This window comes from Streptomyces sp. WP-1, assembly GCF_030450125.1.
GTDB lineage: Bacteria > Actinomycetota > Actinomycetes > Streptomycetales > Streptomycetaceae > Streptomyces > Streptomyces incarnatus.
The window spans coordinates 2217280-2238098 of the sequence record NZ_CP123923.1 but is presented as its reverse complement, the minus strand read 5'-3'; the positions used below and the strand labels follow the sequence as shown (position 1 = coordinate 2238098).

The following is a 20819-nucleotide window of genomic DNA, read 5'->3' as shown; positions in this document are numbered from 1 at the left end:
GCTCAACTCCTCATGCCCGAGCTGGTGTTCTTCTCCGGAACGATGGACTGCGGGAAGTCGACGCTGGCTCTGCAGATCGAGCACAACCGCTCCGCGCGGGGCCTGGCCGGGATGATATTCACCCGTAACGACCGCGCGGGCGCGGGCAAACTGTCCTCGCGTCTCGGCCTGGTCACCGACGCGGTGGAGGTCGCCGACGCCCAGGACCTCTATGTGTACATCGTGGACCACCTCTCGCAGGGCGGCCGGATCGACTATGTGATCGCGGACGAGGCGCAGTTCCTCGCGCCCGTGCAGATCGACCAGCTGGCGCGCGTGGTGGACGACCTCGGCGTGGACGTCTTCGCCTTCGGCATCACCACCGACTTCCGCTCCAAGCTCTTCCCCGGCTCCCAGCGGCTCGTGGAGCTGGCCGACCGTGTCGAGGTGCTCCAGGTGGAGGCGTTGTGCTGGTGCGGCGCCCGCGCCACGCACAACGCCCGTACGGTCGGCGGCGAGATGGTGGTCGAGGGCGCCCAGGTGGTCGTCGGGGACGTCAACCAGGCGGCGGACGAGGTCGGTTACGAGGTGCTGTGCCGCCGCCACCACCGGCGCCGCATGACCGCCGCGACGTCCCGCGCGGCGGCCCTCTCCCCGGACGTCCTGCCGGTCTCCTCCTCCTGACCCGACCAGAACCCCACCCGCGCCAGCCGCGCCGGACCGTGGGCGCAGGTCTTGTCGCCGGTCTTACTGGACCGTTCGGCGCGGATCTCGCTGCGGTTGCATCGGGCTTCAGCGTGGGTGCTGTCGCGGTTCGCATCGGGTGCCCGGCGCGGGTTCCGCCGCGTCGTGCCGGACGGTTGGCGCGGGGCCTTGTCTCCGGTCGTACTGGGCGTTCGGCGCGGGAGCTGTCGCGGCTCGCATCGGGCGCCCCGCGCGGGCTCTGCCGCGCCGCACCGGACCGCCGACGCCGATCTTGTCGCCGGTCGCGCCGATCCGTCGGCGCAATTCCCGCCGCGGTCGTACTGGACCGTTCGGCGTGGGTGCTGTCGCGGATCGCGTCGGGCGCCTAGCGCGGCCCTCGCCGCGTCGGACCGTCGGCGCAGGTCTTGTCGCCCGTCGCACTGGACGCTCCGCGCAGGTGCTGGCGCCCGTCGCACCGGACGCTCGGCGCAGGTGCTGGCGCCTGGCACACCGGGCGTTCGGCGCGGGCCCCACCACCAGCCGCACCGACCGTACCGGCAGGTACCGACCGCACCGGCATGCACCGATCGCCCCAGCGCTCACCGGCCGGACCAGCACTCACCGACCGCCCCGACGTGCTCCGGCCGCCCCGGTCGCGGCCATCGAGGACGCGCGGCGCCGCCCCGTGCCGTCCCACCCCGTCAGCATGGATCCTGGATCACCGAGAAGACGGCGCCCTCCGGATCCGCCACCGTGGCCACCCGTCCGTGCGGACTGTCATGGGCCGGGTGGACGATCCGGCCGCCCAAACCCGTCACCCGGTGCAGCGTCTCCGCCGTGTCGGCCACCTCGAAATAGGTCCCCCAGTACGGCCCCCGGTCCCGGGGCAGCCCATGGCCCACACCCTGCAGCCCGGCCACCGGGCGCCCGTCGACGCGCAGGGTCACATAGTCGAACCCGGCGGACACCTCCGGCTCCGCCTCGTAACCGAACACGCTCGCGTAGAACTTGGCGACGCTCTCCGTCTCGAACGTCAGCAGCTCGTTCCACACGGGCGCGCCCGGCACCCCGGTGATCGCCGGGGCCAGATGCGCGGGCGCCTGCCAGATGCCGAACACCGCGCCCGACGGGTCCGACGCGATGGCCAGCCGCCCGGCCTCGGCCGCGTCCAGCGGGCCGACCGCCACCGTGCCGCCGCACAGCCGTACCGCCTCCGCCGTGCGGTCCACGTCGTCCGAGGCGAGATAGGGCGTCCAGGCGATCGGCAGCCGGTTCTCCGGCGGCAGCTGGCCCATGCCGGCCACCTCGCGCCCGTCGAGCAACGCCCGCACATACGGGCCGAGCTGCTGCGGGCCCGGCCGGAACTCCCAGCCGAACAGCTCCCCGTAGAACTCCTCGGTGGCGGTGAGCCGGTGCGCCATCAGACTCACCCAGCAGGGTGTGCCGGGCGCGCGCAGCGCCTGCGGACCGGCCGACTCCCGTGCCTCGGTCATCGATCACTCTCTCCCCGGCCGCCTTGTGCGGCGGCCGTGTCGCTTTCGCTCCTCCGGCAGGTGTGTGCACGCCGCCGGCGCGTACGCCCGTACCGGTGTGACGGCATCTTCCACGGTTGCGCGCCCCTGTGCTGTCGCCGCGCCGCCGGTTCGGTGGTGTGTTCCGGAAGAATGCCTGGGCTGACGTCCTCCGCCGCTTCCTGACGATGTCCGACTGATGTCCGACTGAAGTCCGCCGGATGTACGGCATGTGCCCGATCCCCTACGGGTCGTGATCGAACCTGCCCGGCCGAGCAGAGTAGCCCTACCTGGACGCCGCGGCCACCCCTGGCGTATGCATGGCGGCATGACAGTCATCATCACCGCACCCGAACTCGCCGAGGCGCTCGCCGGCGAGGCGCCGCCGGTCCTGCTGGACGTGCGCTGGCAGTTGAGCCTGGCGAAGGCGGCGGGCGCCCCGCCCTTCGACGGCCGGGCCGAGCACGCGGCCGGGCACATCCCCGGCGCGGTCTTCGTCGACCTGGACCGGGAGTTGGCCGGGGCCCCGGGCGGGCACGGCCGCCATCCGCTGCCGGACCTCGCGGAGTTCGGCGCCGCGATGCGCCGCGCGGGCGTGTCGGCGAGCCGTCCGGTCGTCGTATACGACGGCGGGCAGGGGTGGGCCGCCGCGCGCGCGTGGTGGATGCTGCGCTGGACAGGTCACCCGGACGTGCGGGTCCTCGACGGCGGGTTGCCGTCCTGGACGGGGGAGTTGTCCACCCGGGTGCCCGTCCCGGCCGAGGGCGACTTCGTGCCGGCGCCGGACGCGACGGGTCTGCTGGACGCGGACGAGGCCGCCGAACTGGCCCGTACAGGCGTGCTGCTGGACGCCCGCGCGGGGGAGCGGTACCGGGGCGAGGTGGAACCCGTGGACCGGGTCGGCGGGCACATCCCCGGCGCGGTCTCGGCGCCGACGACGGAGAACGTGGGCCCCGACGGCCGCTTCCTGCCCGCCGTCGAGCTGAAGGACCGCTTCAAGGCCCTCGGCGTCTCCCCGGACGCGCCGGTGGGCGTCTACTGCGGCTCGGGCGTGTCCGGCGCCCATGAGGTGCTGGCGCTCGCGGTGGCGGGCATTCCGGCGGCCCTGTACGTCGGCTCGTGGTCGGAGTGGTCCGCGGACCCGTCCCGGCCGGTGGCGGTGGGCGCCGACCCCCAGTAGCCGCCACGGCGGCACCAGAAGCGGCGCAAGAAGCGGCACAAGAAGGGGCGGGACACCTCGGTGTCCCGCCCCACTTGGCGTCGTACGGCGTTCTACTCCTGCTTCTTGCGCCGGGTGCCGAACACGATCTCGTCCCAGCTCGGGACGGCCGCGCGGCGGCCTGGGCGGACCCCGTCGGCCTCGGCCTGGCGGTCCGTGGCGCCGGTCAGCCGGTCGCGGTGGCTGCCGACCGAGCGGGGCATGAGGACGTCCGCGTAGGCCGAGCCGGCCGAGGCGGCGGGCGCCGGCGGCTCCTCCACGGCGGCCTCCTCGTCGGGCTCGTCCGGAGTCTCCGGGGCACGCTCCGGCACCACCATGTCGCCGCGGAAGGACGGCACCGCCTCCAACAGGCTGGTCAGCGAGTCCCGTTCGCCGCTGGTCTCCTCGGCGGGCTCGGACGACTGCGCGGGCAGGCTCGGCCGCTCCCGCTCGGTCTGCCGGTCGAGGGCACGGTCCATCGAGCGCTCGCGCGGCAGCCGGGCGATGCGCGGGACGAACGGGAAGCTCGGCTCCGGTACGGCGAGATCGTCGGACTCGCCGATCAGCGAGCGCGCCTCGTCGTCCACGGCCTGGACCAGCCGCCGGGGCGGGTCGTACGTCCAGCTCGCCGAGTGCGGTTCACCGGCGACCAGGTAGACGAGCAGCACCTCCCAGGTGCCGTCGTCGCGGCGCCAGGAGTCCCACTGCACGGTGTCCTTCTCGGCGCCGCGCAGCAACAGGCGTTCCTGGACGGCCTCGCCGAGCAGCGGGCCCGAGTTCTCGCCGGGGCGGCGGACCGGGGTCTTGCGGGCGCGCTCGGCCATGAAGGCGCGTTCGGCCAGCACCGGACCCTCGAAGCGCCGCACCCGGTCGACGGGGATGCCCGCGAGCTGCGCGACCTCTTCCGCCGTGGCACCGGCTCGTATCCGCGCCTGGATGTCACGGGGGCGCAGATGGCTCTCGACCTCGATCTCGATCTGGCCGAGGCGTGGCCGGTCGCCGCGCACGGCGGCGCGCAGCCGCTCGTCGATCGGAAGCGTGTACTCCGTTGCGTCGGCAGCCTTCAGCACCAGCCGTGTGCCGTCATTCGAGACGGCCACGACACGCAGTTCGGGCATGGGGACCTCCCGGGTGGTGCCTGCCGACGTCACGTGCGTCGCTGCTTCCGCTAGTCGAGTGTGGCCTGCCCGGGTGCAGCCTGCCACAACCTTGCCGAGTTGCCCGGCGTGTCGGGCAGGGGCCCTGAATCGCCGTTATGGCACGGTAACCAGTTCGCCACGCTAAGTGACAAAGTCTGTCACCCTGTGCAACTAGCCCCCTCCCGGCGGTCCTTGGTGGCCGCGGACACCCAGGTGGGAGGCCGGACCCAGGGCTCGCAACAGTACTCCATTCGGGCCACGTGCGTGGATTGGCGCGCCGCCCAACTTCTGGCAAGGGAGGCGTTCGAGCCCCGCGCAACCGGTTTTGTGGATCATGAACGTGGCGAAGTTCACGCAATCCCCAGAAACGGAACTAATGGTTTCGCGCATACGTCCCTATCTCGTGCAGTCGGTACCCCGATGTCGATCAAGTACGGGAAAGGCAGGCAAGTTCCGGGTATGCGCGAAACACCCGATGCGGAGCGGAAGCGGATCGACCTGAACGTCCCGCAGGTGGCGGGCAGCGCCCTGGCGGCCGTCATCGCGGCGAAGCTGGCCTCCTCCTTCGGCGTGTACGGCACGATCCTCGGCGCCGGTGTCGTCAGCGTGATCGCCACCTGCGGCGGCACCCTCTTCCAGCATTTCTTCCGGCGCACGGGGGAGCAGTTGAGGGTGGCCAAGACACCGGCCGCGGTGTCCGCGGCGCCGGGCGCGCCCGCCGAGGGCGAGTTCTCCGAGGGCACCGTCTACCGCGCGCGGGTCAAGAGCTGGCGGCGGCCGGTGATCGCGGCCGCTCTCGTGTTCGGGGTGACCATGGGCGGCATCACGACGTACGAACTCGTGTCCGGCAGCAGCTTCAGCGGCGGGTCCGGCACGACGGTCGGCGACGCGGTCGGCGGCCGGAAATCCGGCGTCCACCGAACGGATGACCCCGGTCAGCCCCCCTCGCACACCTCCCCGGGTGACGGCTCCCCGTCGGCCGGCGACGCCACCCCGGGCACGGAGCCGGGATCCGGCTCGGGCACGGACTCCGGCTCGGGCGCGGACTCCGGCAGCGGTACGACGGACTCCCCGACGCCCTCCCCGAGCGGCTCGCCGGACGGGCGGACCGACGGGGACCAGGCCACCCCGGCCCCCACGCCCAGCGGTTCCGCCGGGACGCCTACGAGCCCAGCACCCTCCGCAAGTAGTCGTTCCGGAACAGCCGATCCGGGTCGAGACGCTCCCGCAACGCCGTGAACTCGGCGAACCGCGGATACACCCGCGCGAGGTACTCCGCGTCCCGGGTGTGCACCTTCCCCCAGTGCGGCCGCCCCTCGTGCGCGGTGAAGATCCGCTCGGCGGCGGTGAAGTACGACTGGTACGGCGTGCCCCGGTACATATGGACGGCGATGTAGGCGCTGTCCCGGCCCGAGGCGGTGGACAGGGTGATGTCGTCGGCCGGGGCGGTGCGCACCTCCACCGGGAAGCTGACGCGCAGCCCCGAGCGCTCGACCATCGCCTTCAGTTCGCGCAGCGTCTCCACCAGGGCCGCGCGCGGAACGGCGTACTCCATCTCCACGAAGCGCACCCGGCGCGGCGAGGTGAAGACCTTGTAGGGGATGTCCGTGTACGTCCGCGCGGACAGCACCCTGCTGGAGATCCTCGCGATCCCGGGGATGCTCGCGGGCACGGCCCGGCCGGCCCACTGGGTCACCTGGAAGAGGCCGTTGGAGAGGAACTCGTCCTCGAACCACCCGGCCGGCTGCCCCACGGGCCGCTCGGGACCCGCGCTGCGGTTGTTGCGCTTGGTGTTGGTGTTCCCGGTGTGCGGGAACCAGTAGAACTCGAAGTGCTCGTTCTCCGCCCAGAGTTGATCGAACTCGGCGAGCACCCGGTCGAGGGGCATCGGCTCCTCGCGCGCGGTCAGCAGGAACAGCGGCTCCACGGCGAAGGTGATCGCGGTGACGATGCCGAGCGCGCCGAGCCCCAGCCGGGCGGCGGCGAAGACCTCGGGGTTCTCCGTCGCGGAGCAGGTGAGCACCGAGCCGTCCGCCGTGACGAGTTCGAGGCCCTTGATCTGGGCGGCGATGGAGGCGGAGTCGCGGCCGGTGCCATGGGTGCCGGTGCTGGTGGCCCCGGAGACCGTCTGCTCCATGATGTCGCCCATGTTCGTGAGCGACAGACCCTCGCGCGCCAGCGCGGTGTTGAGCCGCTTGAGCGGGGTGCCCGCCTCGACCGTGACCGTCATGGACTTCCGGTCAATGTTGCGTATGCCGGTCAACAGTTGAGGGCGTATCAACACCCCGTCGGTGGCCGCTATCGAGGTGAAGGAGTGCCCGCTGCCGACGGCCTTCACCGGCAGCCCGTCCTCCCGCGCCCGGCGCACCGCCTCGGCCAGCTCCTCCACCGAGACCGGCGCCACCTGCCGGGCGGGCCGGGCCGCGACGTTCCCGCCCCAGTTACGCCATGTGCTGTTCGCGCCGCTCGTCTTCCCGCTCGCCGTGCTGCTCAACGGTTCCCTCCCGACCCGCGGCCGGCCTGCGCAGCCGGCGGTACCCGAGGAAACCGACCACGACCGCGACGGCCCCGGAGAGCACCGGGACCCCGTACCCGGCACGTGCCCCGGCGGCGTCGATCACCGAACCGGCCAGCGAGGAGCCGAGCGCCACGCCGACCGCGAGGCCGGTGCTCACCCAGGTCATGCCCTCGGTGAGCTGCGCGCGAGGTACGTGCTCTTCGATGAGGGACATCGTCGTGATCATCGTCGGTGCGATGGACAGCCCCGCAACGAACAGCGCCACGGCCAGAAGCGGCAGGTTTCCGACCAGTAGGAGGGGGATCATACTCACGGCCATGGCCGCCACGCCCAGCAGCCAGCGGCGCTCCGCCGCCCCGGCCAGGCGCAGCAGTCCGAAGACCGCGCCGGCCGCGCAGGAACCGGCCGCGTACAGGGCGAGCACCAGGCTCGCGGCGCCCTTGTGGCCGCGTTCGTCGGCGAAGGCGACCGTGACCACGTCCACCGAGCCGAAGATCGCGCCGGTCGCCACGAAGGTCGCCACCAGCACCTGGAGCCCCTTCGAGCGCAGCGCGGTGCCACCTCCCGCGCCGTGCTCCTCGCGGGGGTGCGGCGCGGGCTCGGTGGCGCGCAGGGCGGTCAGCCAGCACACCCCGGCCGCCAGGAAGACGGCGGCGAGCAGCGGGCCCGCCTCCGGGAACCAGACCGTGCACAGGCCGATGGAGACGATCGGCCCGAAGACGAAGCAGACCTCGTCCATGACCGACTCGAACGAGTAGGCGGTGTGCAGCTTGGGCGTGCCCCGGTACAGGGCGGCCCAGCGGGCCCGGATCATCGCGCCCAGGCTCGGCACCGCGCCGATCCCGGCGGCGCAGACGAACAGCACCCAGTCAGGACCCCGGAAGTGCGCGGCCAGCAGCAGCCCGGCGGCCGCGGCGAGGGCCACCAGGGTCGCGGGCCGCAGCACCCGGCTCTGCCCGTGCCGGTCCACCAGCCGGGAGACCTGTGGTCCGAGCACGGCGGCCGACAGCGCGATGGTGGCCGACAGCGCGCCCGCGAGCCCGTAGCGCCCGGTGAGCTGGGAGATCATCGTGACCACACCGATGCCCATCATGGACAGCGGCATCCGGCCGAGGAGCCCCGCGGCCGAGAAGGCCTTGGTGCCGGGCACGTCGAAGAGGGCTCTGTAGGGGCTGGGCACGTGGTCTCCGAGGCGGTTCCGGTAAGGCGCGAATGCGGTGGATACAGCTTACGAGTTAGGTGAACCTAAGTGCACTCGATTTCGGCTGGGGAAATTTCGGTATGAACCATCTGGATCCCGACTCTTCACCCCGCGGTTGCCGGGCTGTCGGTACCGGATGGCAGGATCGAGACATGCCAGACGCGCTCGATGCCACTCCGTACGACGCCCTGCTCCTGCTCTCCTTCGGCGGCCCCGAGGGCCCGGACGACGTGGTCCCGTTCCTGGAGAACGTCACGCGCGGGCGCGGCATCCCGAAGGAACGCCTGAAGGAAGTCGGCAAGCACTACTTCCGGTTCGGCGGGGTCAGCCCCATCAACGGCCAGAACCGCGCCCTCCTGAAGGCCCTGCGCGAGGACTTCGCCGGGCACGGCCTGGATCTGCCGGTCTACTGGGGCAACCGCAACTGGGCGCCGTACCTGACCGACACCCTGCGCGAGATGGTCGCCGACGGCCGCCGCCGCATCCTGGTCCTCGCCACCAGCGCCTACGCCTCCTACTCGGGCTGCCGCCAGTACCGCGAGAACCTCGCCGACGCGCTCGCCGCCCTCGAAGCGGAGGGCCTGGAGCTCCCGAGGATCGACAAGCTGCGGCACTACTTCAACCACCCCGGCTTCGTCGAGCCGATGGTCGACGGCGTGCTGCGCTCCCTCGCCGACCTCCCCGAGGACGTCCGCGACGGCGCCCACATCGCCTTCAGCACCCACTCCATCCCCACGGCCGCCGCCGACACCTCCGGACCCGTCGAGGCCCACGGCGAGGGCGGCGCCTACGTCGAGGAGCACCTGGACGTGGCCCAGCTGATCGCCGACGCCGTCCGCGAGCGCACCGGTGTGGACCACCCCTGGCGCCTCGTCTACCAGTCGCGCTCCGGCGCCCCGCACATCCCGTGGCTGGAGCCCGACATCTGCGACCACCTGGAGGAGCGGCACGCGGCCGGCGTCCCGGCGGTCGTCATGGCCCCCATCGGCTTCGTCTCCGACCACATGGAGGTCCTGTACGACCTCGACACCGAGGCCACCGCCAAGGCCGGGGAACTGGGCCTGCCGGTGCGCCGCTCGGCCACCGTGGGCGACGACCCCCGGTTCGCGGCCGCCGTGCGCGAACTGGTCCTGGAGCGCGCCGCCGCCGAGCGCGGCCAGGACATCACCCCCTGCGCCCTGGGCACCCTGGGCGCGAGCCACGACGTCTGTCCCGTCGGCTGCTGCCCGGCCCGGGCGCCCCGCCCGGCCGCCGCGGGCGCCGACAGCCCCTACGCGTGAGGAGACCCGTGACCGAGGCCCTGCACCGGGACCTGCTGCGGCTGGCCCAGGAGGCCGCCCGCCGGGCCGGCGAGCTGCTGCGGGACGGCCGCCCGGCCGATCTCGCCGTGGCGCGGACCAAGTCGAGTCCGATCGACGTCGTCACCGAGATGGACATCGCGGCCGAGAAGCTGATCACCGATCTGATCTCCGGCCGGCGCCCCGACGACGGCTTCCTCGGCGAGGAGGGCGCCTCCGCCGCCGGGACCAGCGGGGTGCGCTGGGTGATCGACCCGCTCGACGGCACCGTGAACTACCTCTACGGCCTGCCCACCTGGGCGGTGTCCATCGCCGCCGAACAGGACGGCGAGACCGTCGCCGGGGTCGTCGCGGCCCCGATGCGCGGCGAGACGTACCACGCGGTACGCGGCGGCGGCGCCTGGATCACCGGCGCGTGGGAGGGCGAGCGGGCGCTCACCTGCCGCCCCGCGCCCCCGCTGGACCAGGCGCTGGTCTCCACCGGCTTCAACTACGTCACCGAGGTGCGCGCCCACCAGGCCGAGGTGGCCGCCCGGCTCATCCCGCTGGTCAGGGACATCCGGCGGGGCGGCTCGGCGGCCATCGACCTGTGCGACGTGGCCTGCGGCCGGCTCGACGGCTACTACGAGCGCGGCCTGAACCCGTGGGACTACGCGGCGGGGGACCTCATCGCCCGGGAGGCGGGCGCGCTGACCGGTGGACGGCCCGCACAGCGCCCGTCACGGGAGCTGACGCTGGCGGGGACCCCGGGCGTCTTCGAGCCCCTCCAGGGGCTGCTGGAGGACTTCGGCGCCTGGCACGACTGACGGGGCCCGCCTCCCGGCGGCGGCCCGGAGGAATCGCGCCCCGGTGGCGCGGGGGCACCGCCCCGGACGACGCGAAGGGACCCCGGCGCTGGATTCGCCGGGGTCCCTTCGCGTGCTGGTGTCACGCCGGTGCGCTCGGGTGGATCAGACGCGGGTCGCGCCGACCTCCACACCGTGTTCGGCGGCGAGGCGGCGCAGGTCGTCCAGCTCTGCCTGCTCCACCTCCACGAGGAAGTCGTCGCCCTCGTCGCGGGCCCGCGACAGGTCCGACTCGGTCGTCTTTATGCGCTGGAGAAGTCCTGCGGTGAAAGCGTCCATGCTGCGCCCCCTCGTCCTGGGTCGGTGGGTCGGTGGCACGGGGGTGTGCCGGGTGGGAAAGGACGATCACGTCTCCCGCAGGTGCCCGGCGCGCCCGGCCGGGCGCGGCTACGGTGCCGGACACCCGCGCCCGCCCTGCACAAGCGGATCGCGAGGTACCGCATGGTGCTGCGGCACATGCAGAGCGTGATCGCGGGGTGTAAACCCGTCCTCCCCCCGCTCCCGTTCCGGGAAACCTCGGGGTGCGGAAATTCTCGTATTCCCGTCCCGGACGCCCGTTCCTGCGGCCGGACCCCCCTTACAGCCGACTTATGGCCGAAAAGGGCAGGATGGAGGTCACACTCCACGAACACCCCTGCCCGCGCCGGCGCCCCGGAGCGCTGCGCGGGTGGACACAGGAAGGACAAGCGACGTGCGCGTACTCGTCGTCGAGGACGAGCAGCTGCTCGCCGATGCGGTGGCCACCGGACTGCGCCGGGAGGCCATGGCCGTCGACGTCGTGTACGACGGTGCGGCCGCCCTGGAGCGCATCGGCGTCAACGACTACGACGTGGTCGTCCTCGACCGCGACCTCCCGCTCGTGCACGGCGACGACGTCTGCCGCAGGATCGTCGAGCTGGGCATGCCCACCCGGGTGCTGATGCTCACCGCCTCCGGTGACGTCAGCGACCGCGTCGAGGGTCTGGAGATCGGTGCCGACGACTATCTGCCCAAGCCGTTCGCGTTCAGCGAGCTGATCGCCCGCGTGCGCGCCCTCGGCCGCCGCACCAGTATGCCCCTGCCGCCGGTCCTGGAGCGCGCCGGCATCAAGCTGGACCCCAACCGCCGCGAGGTCTTCCGCGACGGCAAGGAGGTCCAGCTCGCGCCCAAGGAGTTCGCGGTCCTGGAGGTGCTGATGCGCAGCGAGGGCGCGGTCGTCTCGGCGGAGCAGCTGCTGGAGAAGGCCTGGGACGAGAACACCGACCCGTTCACCAACGTGGTCCGGGTGACGGTCATGACCCTGCGCCGCAAACTCGGCGAGCCCCCCGTGATCGTCACCGTGCCCGGCTCCGGCTACCGGATCTGACCGGCCATGGCCGCGACCCCCACGCACCCGCAGGCACCCCCGAAGCCCACCTGGGACCCCCGGCGCCCCGAGCCGCCCTTCCCGTGGCTGCGGCCCACGATCCGTATACGGCTCACGCTGCTGTACGGCGGCATGTTCCTGATCGCCGGCATCCTGCTGCTGTCGATCATCTACCTGCTCGCCGCGCAGGCCATCAGCACCGGCAACCAGCCGCTGTTCAAGATCGTCAGCTTCCAGGAGCTGAAGGTCTCCAGCGACAACTGCCCCGCGATCAACACCACCAGCCTGCCGCTGGCGGACTTCAACAACACGATCAGCCAGTGCGTGGACCACCAGCGCCAGGTCGCCCTGGACAACCTGCTCAGCCGCTCGCTGCTGGCCCTGCTGGGCCTCGCCGTGATCGCCTTCGCGTTCGGTTACGCGATGGCCGGCCGGGTGCTCTCCCCGCTCGGCCGGATCACCCGCACCGCCCGCGCGGTGGCCGGCTCCGACCTGTCCCGCCGGATCGAGCTGGACGGCCCGGACGACGAGCTCAAGGAGCTGGCGGACACCTTCGACGAGATGCTGGAGCGCCTTCAGCGGGCCTTCACCGCCCAGCAGCGCTTCGTCGGCAACGCCTCGCACGAACTGCGCACCCCGCTCGCGATCAACCGCACCCTCCTGGAGGTCCACCTCTCCGACCCGGGCGCGCCGGTGGAGCTCCAGCAGCTCGGCAAGACGCTGCTGGCCACCAACGAGCGCAGCGAGCAGCTGGTCGAGGGCCTGCTGCTGCTCGCCCGCAGCGACAACCAGATCGTGGAGCGCAAACCGGTCGACCTGGCCGAGGTGGCCGGCCAGGCCATCGACCAGGTGCGCTCCGAGGCGGAGGCCAAGGGCGTCGAGATCCGCGGCGAGCGCGCCCCGGCCGTGGTGCAGGGCAACGGCGTGCTCCTGGAGCGCATCGCGCTGAACCTCGTACAGAACGCCGTGCGGTACAACGTGGCGGAGGCGGGCTGGGTCGAGGTGGACACCGAGGTCCAGCACGGCCAGGCGGTGCTCACCGTCTCGAACACCGGTCCGGTGGTGCCGGCGTACGAGATCGACAACCTCTTCGAGCCCTTCAGGCGGCTGCGCACCGAGCGCACGGGCAGCGACAAGGGCGTCGGCCTCGGCCTGTCCATCGTGCGATCCGTGGCCCGGGCGCACGGCGGGCACATCGCGGCGCGACCCCGCGAGGGCGGTGGCCTCGTGATGCGTGTGACACTTCCGCTGTGATCCGTGGCCCCTTCCGTCGACACACGCGGGAGATGTTCGCTTCACGCGGAATTTTTCAGGGGCTGAATGGGCTTCTGTCTGTGTGATCGATCACATGGGCGGATTTCCGGCCATGTACGGTCAGTGATTACGACAGAGGCCAGAAAGCCTGAAAAGTCCTGGTTTTCAGGGCTCTTGATCACGGGAAGTACACGTTGAGGCGCCTTTGAGGTGCGGTATTCGAAGCGTGTACGGTCCACACCGCCATCCAAGCCGATCACTCTTGAGGGATCGGGTTGGGTGTCGATTGAGTAACAGCCCTTGATGTGAGGCAAAATCTCCGCCTCAGGTCGGGCACAAGTCCGGCCTCTCACGCGTTACGTGCGCTGGAGACACCGCAGACACCCAGAGGGGGAGAGCGATATGGCAACCGACTACGACACTCCACGCAAGACAGACGATGACGTCGACTCGGACAGCTTGGAAGAGCTGAAGGCCCGGCGGAACGACAAGACCACCTCCGCGGTGGACGTCGACGAGTTCGAGGCCGCCGAGGGCCTGGAACTGCCCGGAGCGGACCTCTCGAACGAGGAGCTGGCCGTCCGGGTCCTGCCGAAGCAGCAGGACGAGTTCACCTGCATGAGCTGCTTCCTGGTCCACCACCGCAGCCAGCTGGCCCGCGAGAAGAACGGTCAGCCGATCTGCCGCGACTGCGACTGAGGACGGGTCGGCCATGACTGGCTCGACCCCTCCCCGGAAGCGCCGCTTCTCCCTGCGGAAAGCGGACCAAGGGCCGCTCGACGGCCCACTCGGCGCGCGTGACGACGAGCGTGGCTCCCCGGACACGGGAGCCCCGCTCGAACCGACGGCGGACCGGGCCGACCACCCGGCGCCGAAGCGGCGACCCGTGCCCATCGCCAGGCGACAGGCACGGGTCATCGGCGGCAAGGCCCGGGTCCTCGCCCGGGAAGGCGCCCGCAGGAGCGGTGACCGCGCTCGTGCGGGTCTGGCGTACCTCGCGGACCGTGTCATCGACATCGCCCCGCGGGTGCCCGTACGCGACCTCGCGACCCTGCGCGGGCAGTTCCCCGGTCTCGGACCCGAGGAACTGGCCGACAAGCTGGTGGCGGGCGCCGCGGCCGCGACCTCGACCATCGGGGCCGGGGTCGGTGCGGCGGCGATGCTGCCCGTGCCGCCCGCCCTGCCGACCGAACTGGCCGCGGAGATCACCGGGGTCGCGGCGGTCGAACTGAAACTCATCGCGGAACTGCACGAGGTCTACGGCCTGAGACCGCCCGGCAGCCTCAAGGTCCGCAGCACCGCGTATCTGTCCTCCTGGTCGGGGGAGCGCGGCGTCGACGTGATGAAGCCGTCGACCTACGACGCGGCCCTCGGCGGCCGCATGAAGCGCGAACTGCGCCAGCAGATCATGAAGCGGATGGTGCGGGACATGCCCACACTGATGCCGTTCATGGTGGGCGCCGCGGTCGGGGCGGTCCTCAACCGCCGCGACACCAGAAGACTCGCGGCCCGGGTCCGCGGCGACCTGCGCAAGATCCAGGTGCCCTGGGAGGAGCTGGACCAGCTGCCGCCCCTGGAGCAGCCTGCGAAGCCCCTGAGACTGCCCGGTCTCCACAAGGGGCTCTGACCCGCCCCGAGATCCCCTGGGCCCTCCCCGGGCCCGTTCCGGCCCTCCTGGGCCCTTCCGGGGACGTCCCGGCGGCCCGGTTCCCGGCTCCGGGCCCGGTTCCTAGCTCTCCGCGCTCTCCGCCGGGGCGGGGGCGTTCGCCGCGCGCGCCGCCTCGATCGCCGCCGCCAGCTGCTCCGGCTCACGCGTCGAGAGGTACAGGTACGGCGTGGGGTCCTCGGGGTCCGTGACGATCACCCGCAGCGCCCTCGGGATGTACGCGCGCAGCAGCAGGAACGCGCGGACGTCGGCCTTGTAGGTGCGCCAGGCGCGGGCCTCCTCCGGCTCCAGCACCTCGCACTCGCCCAGCGCCGACACCGGGATCTTCGCCTCGCCCGCGATCAGCGAGTCGCCGACCACGCGGATGCGCGGGGAGCCGTACGAACTGGCGACCACCGCGGCCGCGGCCGTACCGCCCACCAGGCCGCCCAGGATCGGCAGGGTGCCGAACGGGAACACGATCAGGGCGCAGGAGACGCCCACGAGAAAGCTGATCAGCCACCACGAGCGGGGGGCGGTGAGGCGTTCTTCGTACGGGGTCGCGGAGTGCTGCATGAAGCCAAGCTTGGCACGGGTTCCTGTACGAGCTCGGCGCGGGATCCTGTACGGGCCGACGCGCGGGTAAGGTCTGCGCTCGTGAGTGGTCGTTCCGCAAGCCTTCAGCCCCCAGCCGACGCGGTGAAACCGGTACGGCACCCCGACGCGCCCGCGCCCGGGGACCTTCTCGGCGCCCACTACGAACACTGTTTCGGCTGCGGCCCCGGACAGCCGCACGGGCTGCACCTGGAGGCACGGGCAGGCGAGGGCGTCACCCTGACCGCCGAGTTCACCGTCCAGCCCGCCCACCAGGGCGCCCCCGGCCTCGCGCACGGCGGGGTGCTGGCCACCGCCCTGGACGAGACCCTGGGCTCGCTGAACTGGCTGCTGCGGACCGTCGCCGTCACCGGACGCCTGGAGACCGACTACGTGCGGCCCGTCCCGGTCGGCACCACGCTGCATCTCGCGGCCGAGGTCACCGCCGTCGCCGGGCGGAAGATCTACTCCCGTGCCGTCGGCCGACTCGACGGCCCCGAGGGACCGGTCGCCGTGCGCGCCGACGCCCTCTTCGTCGAGGTGAAGGTCGACCACTTCATCGACCACGGCCGCCCGGAGGAGATCCGGGCCGCGATGAGCGACCCCGACCAGGTCCGCCGGGCCCGCGCCTTCGAGGTGAACCCATGAGCCCCCAGGAGCACGCGAACCCCGCCGGCCGCCCCCCGCTGGACGTGCGGATCCGGCGCGTGGATCCGGACGTACCGCTCCCGGCGTACGAGCACCCCGGGGACGCCGGCGCCGATCTGCGCACCACCGAGACGTGCGAGCTGGCACCCGGTGAGCGGGCCGTTCTGCCCACGGGAGTGTCGATCGCCCTCCCGGAGGGGTACGCGGCCTTCGTGCACCCGCGGTCCGGCCTCGCCGCCCGCTGCGGTGTCGCCCTGGTGAATGCTCCAGGGACGGTTGATGCCGGGTACCGTGGGGAGATCAAGGTGATCGTGGTGAATCTCGACCCGCGCGCGAGCGTGCGGTTCGAGCGCTTCGACCGGATTGCCCAACTGGTCGTCCAGCAGGTCGAGAGGGTCCGCTTCCAGGAGGTCGCGGAGCTTCCCGGCTCCGTGCGGGCCGAAGGGGGCTTCGGGTCCACCGGTGGCCATGCCGCGGTGGGCGACGAGAGCGGCACAAGCGGTCGGTCCGCCGAGGGCGGTCCGACGGGTGGGAATCGATACGCTTCGGTCGTATCCGACCGGGAAGGACAGTGACGTGTTCGGACGTCGCAACAAGAAGGGTGCCGCCGAGGACGCGGCCGGCGAGGCCGAGCAGGTCGTCGACAGCGTCGACACCGAGGCGGACGAGGAAGCGGAGGCCGAGCGCGAGCGCGTCCGGCTGGAGCCCGGCCCGCGGCCCGAGGGCCCGTGGGACAGCACCGAGGTGCACGACCCGGCCGAGGGCCGCGTGGATCTCGGCGGTCTGTTCGTGCCGGGCGTGGACGGCATGGAGCTGCGGGTCGAGGTCGCGGGCGACGCGATCGTGGCCGCCACCGTCGTCCTGAACGACAGCGCCGTCCAGCTCCAGGCCTTCGCCGCGCCCAAGCGCGAGGGCATCTGGGGCGAGGTCCGCGAGGAGATCGGGGCCGGGATCACCCAGCAGGGCGGCATCGTCGACGAGGTCGAGGGTCCGCTGGGCTGGGAGCTGCGGGCCCAGGTGCCGGTGCAGCTGCCGGACGGCACGGGCGGCTTCCAGGTGGTGCGGTTCGTCGGCGTCGACGGCCCCCGCTGGTTCCTGCGCGGTGTGATCTCCGGACAGGGCGCGGTCCAGCCGCAGGCCGCCGGGCTGCTCGAGCAGATCTTCCGGGACACGGTCGTGGTCCGCGGCGAGGGCCCGATGGCGCCCCGCGACCCGATCGTCCTCAAGCTGCCGAACGACGCCCAGATGGTTCCCGAGGGTGTCCAGCAGGAGGAGGGCTCGCGGTTCTCCGGTGGCATGGGACAGCTGCAGCGGGGCCCGGAGATCACCGAGGTCCGCTGACGGCGTCGGCAGCGATACACGGGCCGTGCCGCCGAGGCGCGGCCCGTTTTTGCGGCCGTGCGCCGTTTTCGCGGCCGCCCGCCGTCGGGGGAGCCTTCCGTCGCCGGGTGCGGGTCCGCCGCGGCCGATCGCGCGGTTCCCCCACGGCCCCCGCCCCCGTCAGGGTTCCGTCAAAGTGCTCGCGTACGCCCGCCCCTGTCCGGTTCGTCCCCATCGTTGGCCGTAAGGTCGACGCTGCGTAGGCACGGGTGAGCGGAAGACAATGGAGCCATGGCACGCGGGAAGCTGCGGATCTATCTCGGGGCGGCGCCGGGGGTCGGGAAGACGTACGCGATGCTCGCCGAGGCACACCGGCGGACCGAGCGCGGTACGGACTGCGTCGTGGCGTTCGTGGAACACCATGAGCGGCCGCGCACCGAGGTGATGCTGCACGGCCTCGAACAGGTGCCCCGCAAGGAGCTGGAGTACCGCGGGGGCGTCTTCGGGGAGATGGACGTCGACGCCGTGCTGCGCAGGGCGCCCGCCATCGCCCTGGTGGACGAGCTCGCCCACACCAACGTCCCCGGCTCGCGCAACGCCAAGCGCTGGCAGGACGTCGAGGAACTGCTCGCCGCCGGGATCGACGTCATCTCGACCGTCAATATCCAGCACCTGGAGTCACTCGGCGACGTGGTCGAGTCCATCACCGGGGTGCGCCAGCGCGAGACCGTCCCCGACGAGGTGGTACGGCGGGCCGGGCAGATCGAGCTGGTCGACATGTCCCCGGAGGCGCTGCGCCGCCGGATGGCGCACGGGAACATCTACCAGCCCGACAAGGTCGACGCGGCGCTGTCCAACTACTTCCGCCCCGGCAACCTCACCGCCCTGCGCGAACTGGCGCTGCTGTGGGTCGCCGACCGGGTGGACGAGTACCTGAACCAGTACCGCAGCGAGCACCGGGTCTCCAAGATCTGGGGCTCGCGCGAGCGGATCGTCGTCGGGCTCACCGGCGGCCCCGAGGGCCGTACGCTCATCCGCCGCGCCGCCCGGCTCGCCGAGAAGGGTGCCGGGGGCGAGGTGCTCGCGGTCTACATCGCCCGCAGCGACGGGCTGACCGCCGCCTCCCCGAAGGAACTCGCCGTCCAGCGCACCCTCGTGGAGGACCTCGGCGGCACCTTCCACCACGTGGTCGGCGACGACATACCGGCCGCGCTCCTGGACTTCGCACGCGGCGTCAACGCCACCCAGATCGTGCTCGGCTCCTCGCGCCGCAAGGCCTGGCAGTACGTCTTCGGGCCCGGCGTCGGCGCCACCGTCGCCCGGGAGTCCGGCCCCGACCTCGACGTCCACATCGTCACCCACGAGGCGGTCGCCAAGGGCCGCGGACTGCCCGTGGCCCGCGGCGCCCGGCTCGGCCGCACGCGGATCCTCTCCGGCTGGGCGATGGGGGCCGCGGGCCCCGCCGTGCTCGCGCTGCTGCTGAACACCGTCGACATCGGCCTCGCCAACGACATGCTGCTGTTCCTGGCCGTCACGGTCGCGGCGGCCCTGCTCGGCGGCCTGCTGCCCGCCCTCGCCTCGGTGGCGTTCGGCTCTTTGCTGCTGAACTACTTCTACACACCGCCGCTGCACCGCTGGACCATCGCCGACCCGAAGAACATCGTCGCCATAGTCATCTTCTTCGGCGTCGCCGTGTCGGTCGCCTCCGTGGTGGATCTCGCCGCCCGCCGCACCCACCAGGCGGCCCGGCTGCGCGCCGAGTCCGAGATCCTGTCCTTCCTGGCCGGCAACGTGCTGCGCGGCGAGACCAGCCTGGAGGAGCTGCTGGAGCGGCTGAGGGAGACCTTCGCCATGGAGTCGGCGGCCCTGCTGGAGCGGCAGAGCGACGTCGAACCGTGGACCTGCGTGGGCCGGGCCGGCTTCGGGCCCGTCCTGGAGCGCCCCGAGGAGGCCGACGTCGACATGCCCGTCGGCGACCACATGGCGCTCGCCCTGACCGGCCGGGTGCTGCCCGCCGAGGACCGCAGGGTGCTCGCCGCCTTCGGCGCCCAGGCCGCCGTCGTCCTCGACCGCAGGCGCCTCCAGGAGGAGGCCGACCAGGCCCGGACGCTCGCCGAGGGCAACCGCATCCGCACCGCCCTGCTGGCCGCCGTCAGCCACGATCTGCGCACCCCGCTGGCCGGGATCAAGGCCGCCGTCTCCTCGCTGCGCTCCGCCGACGTCGACTGGTCCGAGGAGGACCGCGCCGAGCTGCTGGAGGGCATCGAGGAGGGCGCCGACCGGCTCGACCACCTCGTCGGCAACCTCCTGGACATGTCCCGCCTCCAGACCGGCACCGTCACCCCGCTGATCCGCGAGATCGACGTGGACGAGGTCGTACCGATGGCCCTGGGCGGCGTGCCGGAGGACAGCGTCGACCTGGACGTGCCCGAGACCCTGCCGATGATCCTGGCCGACCCCGGGCTGCTGGAGCGCTCGGTGGCCAACCTCGTGGAGAACGCCGTCAAGTACAGCCCGGGCGCCCGCCGCGTCCTGGTCTCCGCCAGCGCCCTCGCCGACCGGGTGGAGGTCCGTGTGGTGGACCGCGGCCCCGGCGTGCCGGACGCGGCCAAGGACCGTATCTTCGAACCCTTCCAGCGCTACGGCGACGCCCCGCGCGGCGCGGGCGTCGGGCTCGGCCTCGCGGTCGCCCGGGGCTTCGCCGAGGCCATGGGCGGCACCCTGACCGCGGAGGACACGCCCGGCGGCGGCCTCACCATGGTCCTGAGCCTGCGCAGCATCCACGGTCGGCAGCCGGTCGAGGAGTCCCCCGAGACGGCGTCCACCCCCGCCCCGGCCCACGGTGGGCCGGGCAGCGCGGAACCAGAAAGGCAGACCCTATGCTGAGCCCGAGCGGGGACCGGACCCCCACGCGGGTCCTCGTGGTCGACGACGAGCCGCAGATCGTGCGCGCCCTCGTGATCAACCTCAAGGCACGCAAGTACGACGTCGACGCGGCCGCCGACGGCAGGACCGCCCTCGACCTCGCCGCCTCCCGCCACCCCGACGTGGTCGTCCTCGACCTGGGTCTGCCCGACATGGACGGCGTCGAGGTGATCAAGGGCCTGCGCGGCTGGACCCGGGTGCCGATCCTGGTGCTCTCCGCCCGCCACTCCTCCGACGAGAAGGTCGAGGCCCTGGACGCGGGCGCCGACGACTACGTCACCAAGCCGTTCGGCATGGACGAGCTGCTGGCCCGGCTGCGCGCCGCCGTGCGCCGCGCCGAGCCGGTCGGTGCCGGCGAGGACGACGTCACCACCGTGGAGACCGAGGGTTTCGCCGTCGACCTGGCGGCCAAGAAGGTGCACCGCGGCGGGCGCGACGTCCGGCTCACCCCCACGGAATGGCACCTCCTGGAGGTGCTGGTCCGCAACACCGGCCGTCTGGTCAGCCAGAAGCAGCTCCTCCAGGAGGTGTGGGGGCCGTCGTACGGGACGGAGACGAACTATCTGCGCGTCTACATGGCGCAGTTGCGCCGCAAGCTGGAGACCGACCCCTCGCACCCCCGGCACTTCATCACGGAGCCCGGGATGGGGTACCGGTTCGAGAAGTGACAAGGCCCGTAAGGGGGAAGTGTGAGCGGGGATACGGCGCTGTCGGT

General features: G+C 72.4%; 20 protein-coding genes. 14 read left to right on the top strand and 6 right to left on the bottom strand.

What is annotated here, in order from left to right; all coding sequences use genetic code 11:
- Positions 1-12 precede the first annotated feature (12 nt).
- Positions 13-663 carry a thymidine kinase gene (locus QHG49_RS09455; RefSeq protein WP_145487534.1) on the top strand — a complete coding sequence of 217 codons (651 nt, stop codon included), beginning with the start codon at positions 13-15 and terminating at the stop codon, positions 661-663.
- A gap of 701 nt (positions 664-1364) precedes the next feature.
- Here the strand turns inward: QHG49_RS09455 and QHG49_RS09450 are convergent.
- Positions 1365-2156 (bottom strand): VOC family protein, encoded by a 792-nt coding sequence (locus QHG49_RS09450; protein ID WP_301488571.1) that lies wholly within the window; start codon positions 2154-2156, stop codon positions 1365-1367.
- A gap of 346 nt (positions 2157-2502) precedes the next feature.
- Here QHG49_RS09450 and QHG49_RS09445 point away from each other — a divergent pair, with 346 nt between their 5' ends.
- A complete protein-coding gene (locus tag QHG49_RS09445; RefSeq protein WP_301488568.1) occupies positions 2503-3354 on the top strand; it encodes a sulfurtransferase in 852 nt (283 codons plus the stop codon).
- Between the two features lie 92 nt (positions 3355-3446).
- Here QHG49_RS09445 and sepH read toward each other — a convergent pair whose 3' ends face one another.
- On the bottom strand, positions 3447-4490 hold the full coding sequence (gene sepH, locus QHG49_RS09440; protein WP_159705698.1) for a septation protein SepH: 1044 nt from the start codon (positions 4488-4490) through the stop codon (positions 3447-3449).
- 480 nt (positions 4491-4970) lie between these two features.
- Here sepH and QHG49_RS09435 point away from each other — a divergent pair, with 480 nt between their 5' ends.
- Positions 4971-5750, top strand: a complete 780-nt coding sequence (locus tag QHG49_RS09435; RefSeq protein ID WP_301488565.1) for a hypothetical protein — start codon at positions 4971-4973, stop codon at positions 5748-5750.
- Here the strand turns inward: QHG49_RS09435 and QHG49_RS09430 are convergent.
- Together QHG49_RS09430 and QHG49_RS09425 are read right to left on the bottom strand one after the other, a co-directional pair.
- Positions 5674-7005, bottom strand: a complete 1332-nt coding sequence (locus QHG49_RS09430; RefSeq protein WP_145487542.1) for a D-arabinono-1,4-lactone oxidase — start codon at positions 7003-7005, stop codon at positions 5674-5676. The genes QHG49_RS09435 and QHG49_RS09430 overlap by 77 nt on opposite strands.
- Complete coding sequence (locus tag QHG49_RS09425) at positions 6953-8209, bottom strand: MFS transporter (protein ID WP_301488563.1); 1257 nt, start codon at positions 8207-8209, stop codon at positions 6953-6955. The genes QHG49_RS09430 and QHG49_RS09425 overlap by 53 nt, the downstream gene beginning before the upstream one ends.
- Before the next feature lie 173 nt (positions 8210-8382).
- Between QHG49_RS09425 and QHG49_RS09420 the strand changes: the two genes are divergently transcribed.
- Together QHG49_RS09420 and QHG49_RS09415 are read left to right on the top strand one after the other, a co-directional pair.
- Positions 8383-9510, top strand: a complete 1128-nt coding sequence (locus QHG49_RS09420; RefSeq protein WP_159705706.1) for a ferrochelatase — start codon at positions 8383-8385, stop codon at positions 9508-9510.
- Between the two features lie 8 nt (positions 9511-9518).
- Positions 9519-10334: an inositol monophosphatase family protein gene (locus QHG49_RS09415; RefSeq protein WP_159705709.1), complete on the top strand. Its 816-nt coding sequence runs from the start codon at positions 9519-9521 to the stop codon at positions 10332-10334.
- Between the two features lie 144 nt (positions 10335-10478).
- On the opposite strand, the gene QHG49_RS09410 is transcribed toward QHG49_RS09415, so the two are convergent.
- Positions 10479-10652, bottom strand: coding sequence for a hypothetical protein (locus QHG49_RS09410; RefSeq protein ID WP_164932606.1), 174 nt, complete (start codon positions 10650-10652; stop codon positions 10479-10481).
- A gap of 412 nt (positions 10653-11064) precedes the next feature.
- Here QHG49_RS09410 and QHG49_RS09405 point away from each other — a divergent pair, with 412 nt between their 5' ends.
- From QHG49_RS09405 to QHG49_RS09390, 4 genes are all read left to right on the top strand, one after another.
- Complete coding sequence (locus QHG49_RS09405) at positions 11065-11718, top strand: response regulator transcription factor (RefSeq protein WP_085566949.1); 654 nt, start codon at positions 11065-11067, stop codon at positions 11716-11718.
- Positions 11719-11724: 6 nt separating this feature from the next.
- Positions 11725-12972, top strand: coding sequence for a HAMP domain-containing sensor histidine kinase (locus QHG49_RS09400; RefSeq protein WP_159705711.1), 1248 nt, complete (start codon positions 11725-11727; stop codon positions 12970-12972).
- Positions 12973-13374: 402 nt separating this feature from the next.
- Complete coding sequence (locus tag QHG49_RS09395) at positions 13375-13671, top strand: DUF4193 domain-containing protein (RefSeq protein WP_037654155.1); 297 nt, start codon at positions 13375-13377, stop codon at positions 13669-13671.
- Positions 13672-13684: 13 nt separating this feature from the next.
- Positions 13685-14599 (top strand): hypothetical protein, encoded by a 915-nt coding sequence (locus QHG49_RS09390; protein ID WP_145487551.1) that lies wholly within the window; start codon positions 13685-13687, stop codon positions 14597-14599.
- 102 nt (positions 14600-14701) lie between these two features.
- Here the strand turns inward: QHG49_RS09390 and QHG49_RS09385 are convergent, their stop codons facing one another.
- On the bottom strand, positions 14702-15193 hold the full coding sequence (locus tag QHG49_RS09385; protein ID WP_145487553.1) for a DUF3093 domain-containing protein: 492 nt from the start codon (positions 15191-15193) through the stop codon (positions 14702-14704).
- 81 nt (positions 15194-15274) lie between these two features.
- On the opposite strand from QHG49_RS09385, the gene QHG49_RS09380 reads away from it, so the two are divergent.
- The 5 genes from QHG49_RS09380 to QHG49_RS09360 all read left to right on the top strand — a co-directional run bounded on the left by QHG49_RS09380 (position 15275) and on the right by QHG49_RS09360 (position 20772).
- The gene (locus QHG49_RS09380) at positions 15275-15859 is read left to right on the top strand and encodes a PaaI family thioesterase (RefSeq protein WP_301488544.1); all 585 of its coding nucleotides are present in this window, start codon (positions 15275-15277) and stop codon (positions 15857-15859) included.
- Entirely contained in the window at positions 15856-16434 is a 579-nt protein-coding gene (gene dut, locus QHG49_RS09375) for a dUTP diphosphatase (RefSeq protein ID WP_145487556.1), read from the top strand. Before QHG49_RS09380 ends, dut begins: the two co-directional genes overlap by 4 nt.
- Position 16435: 1 nt before the next feature.
- Positions 16436-17200, top strand: coding sequence for a DUF3710 domain-containing protein (locus QHG49_RS09370; RefSeq protein WP_145487558.1), 765 nt, complete (start codon positions 16436-16438; stop codon positions 17198-17200).
- A 270-nt stretch (positions 17201-17470) separates the two neighbouring features.
- Positions 17471-20065 (top strand): sensor histidine kinase KdpD, encoded by a 2595-nt coding sequence (locus QHG49_RS09365; protein ID WP_145487559.1) that lies wholly within the window; start codon positions 17471-17473, stop codon positions 20063-20065.
- Positions 20059-20772 (top strand): response regulator, encoded by a 714-nt coding sequence (locus tag QHG49_RS09360; protein WP_145487561.1) that lies wholly within the window; start codon positions 20059-20061, stop codon positions 20770-20772. The genes QHG49_RS09365 and QHG49_RS09360 overlap by 7 nt, the downstream gene beginning before the upstream one ends.
- Positions 20773-20819: the final 47 nt, after the last annotated feature.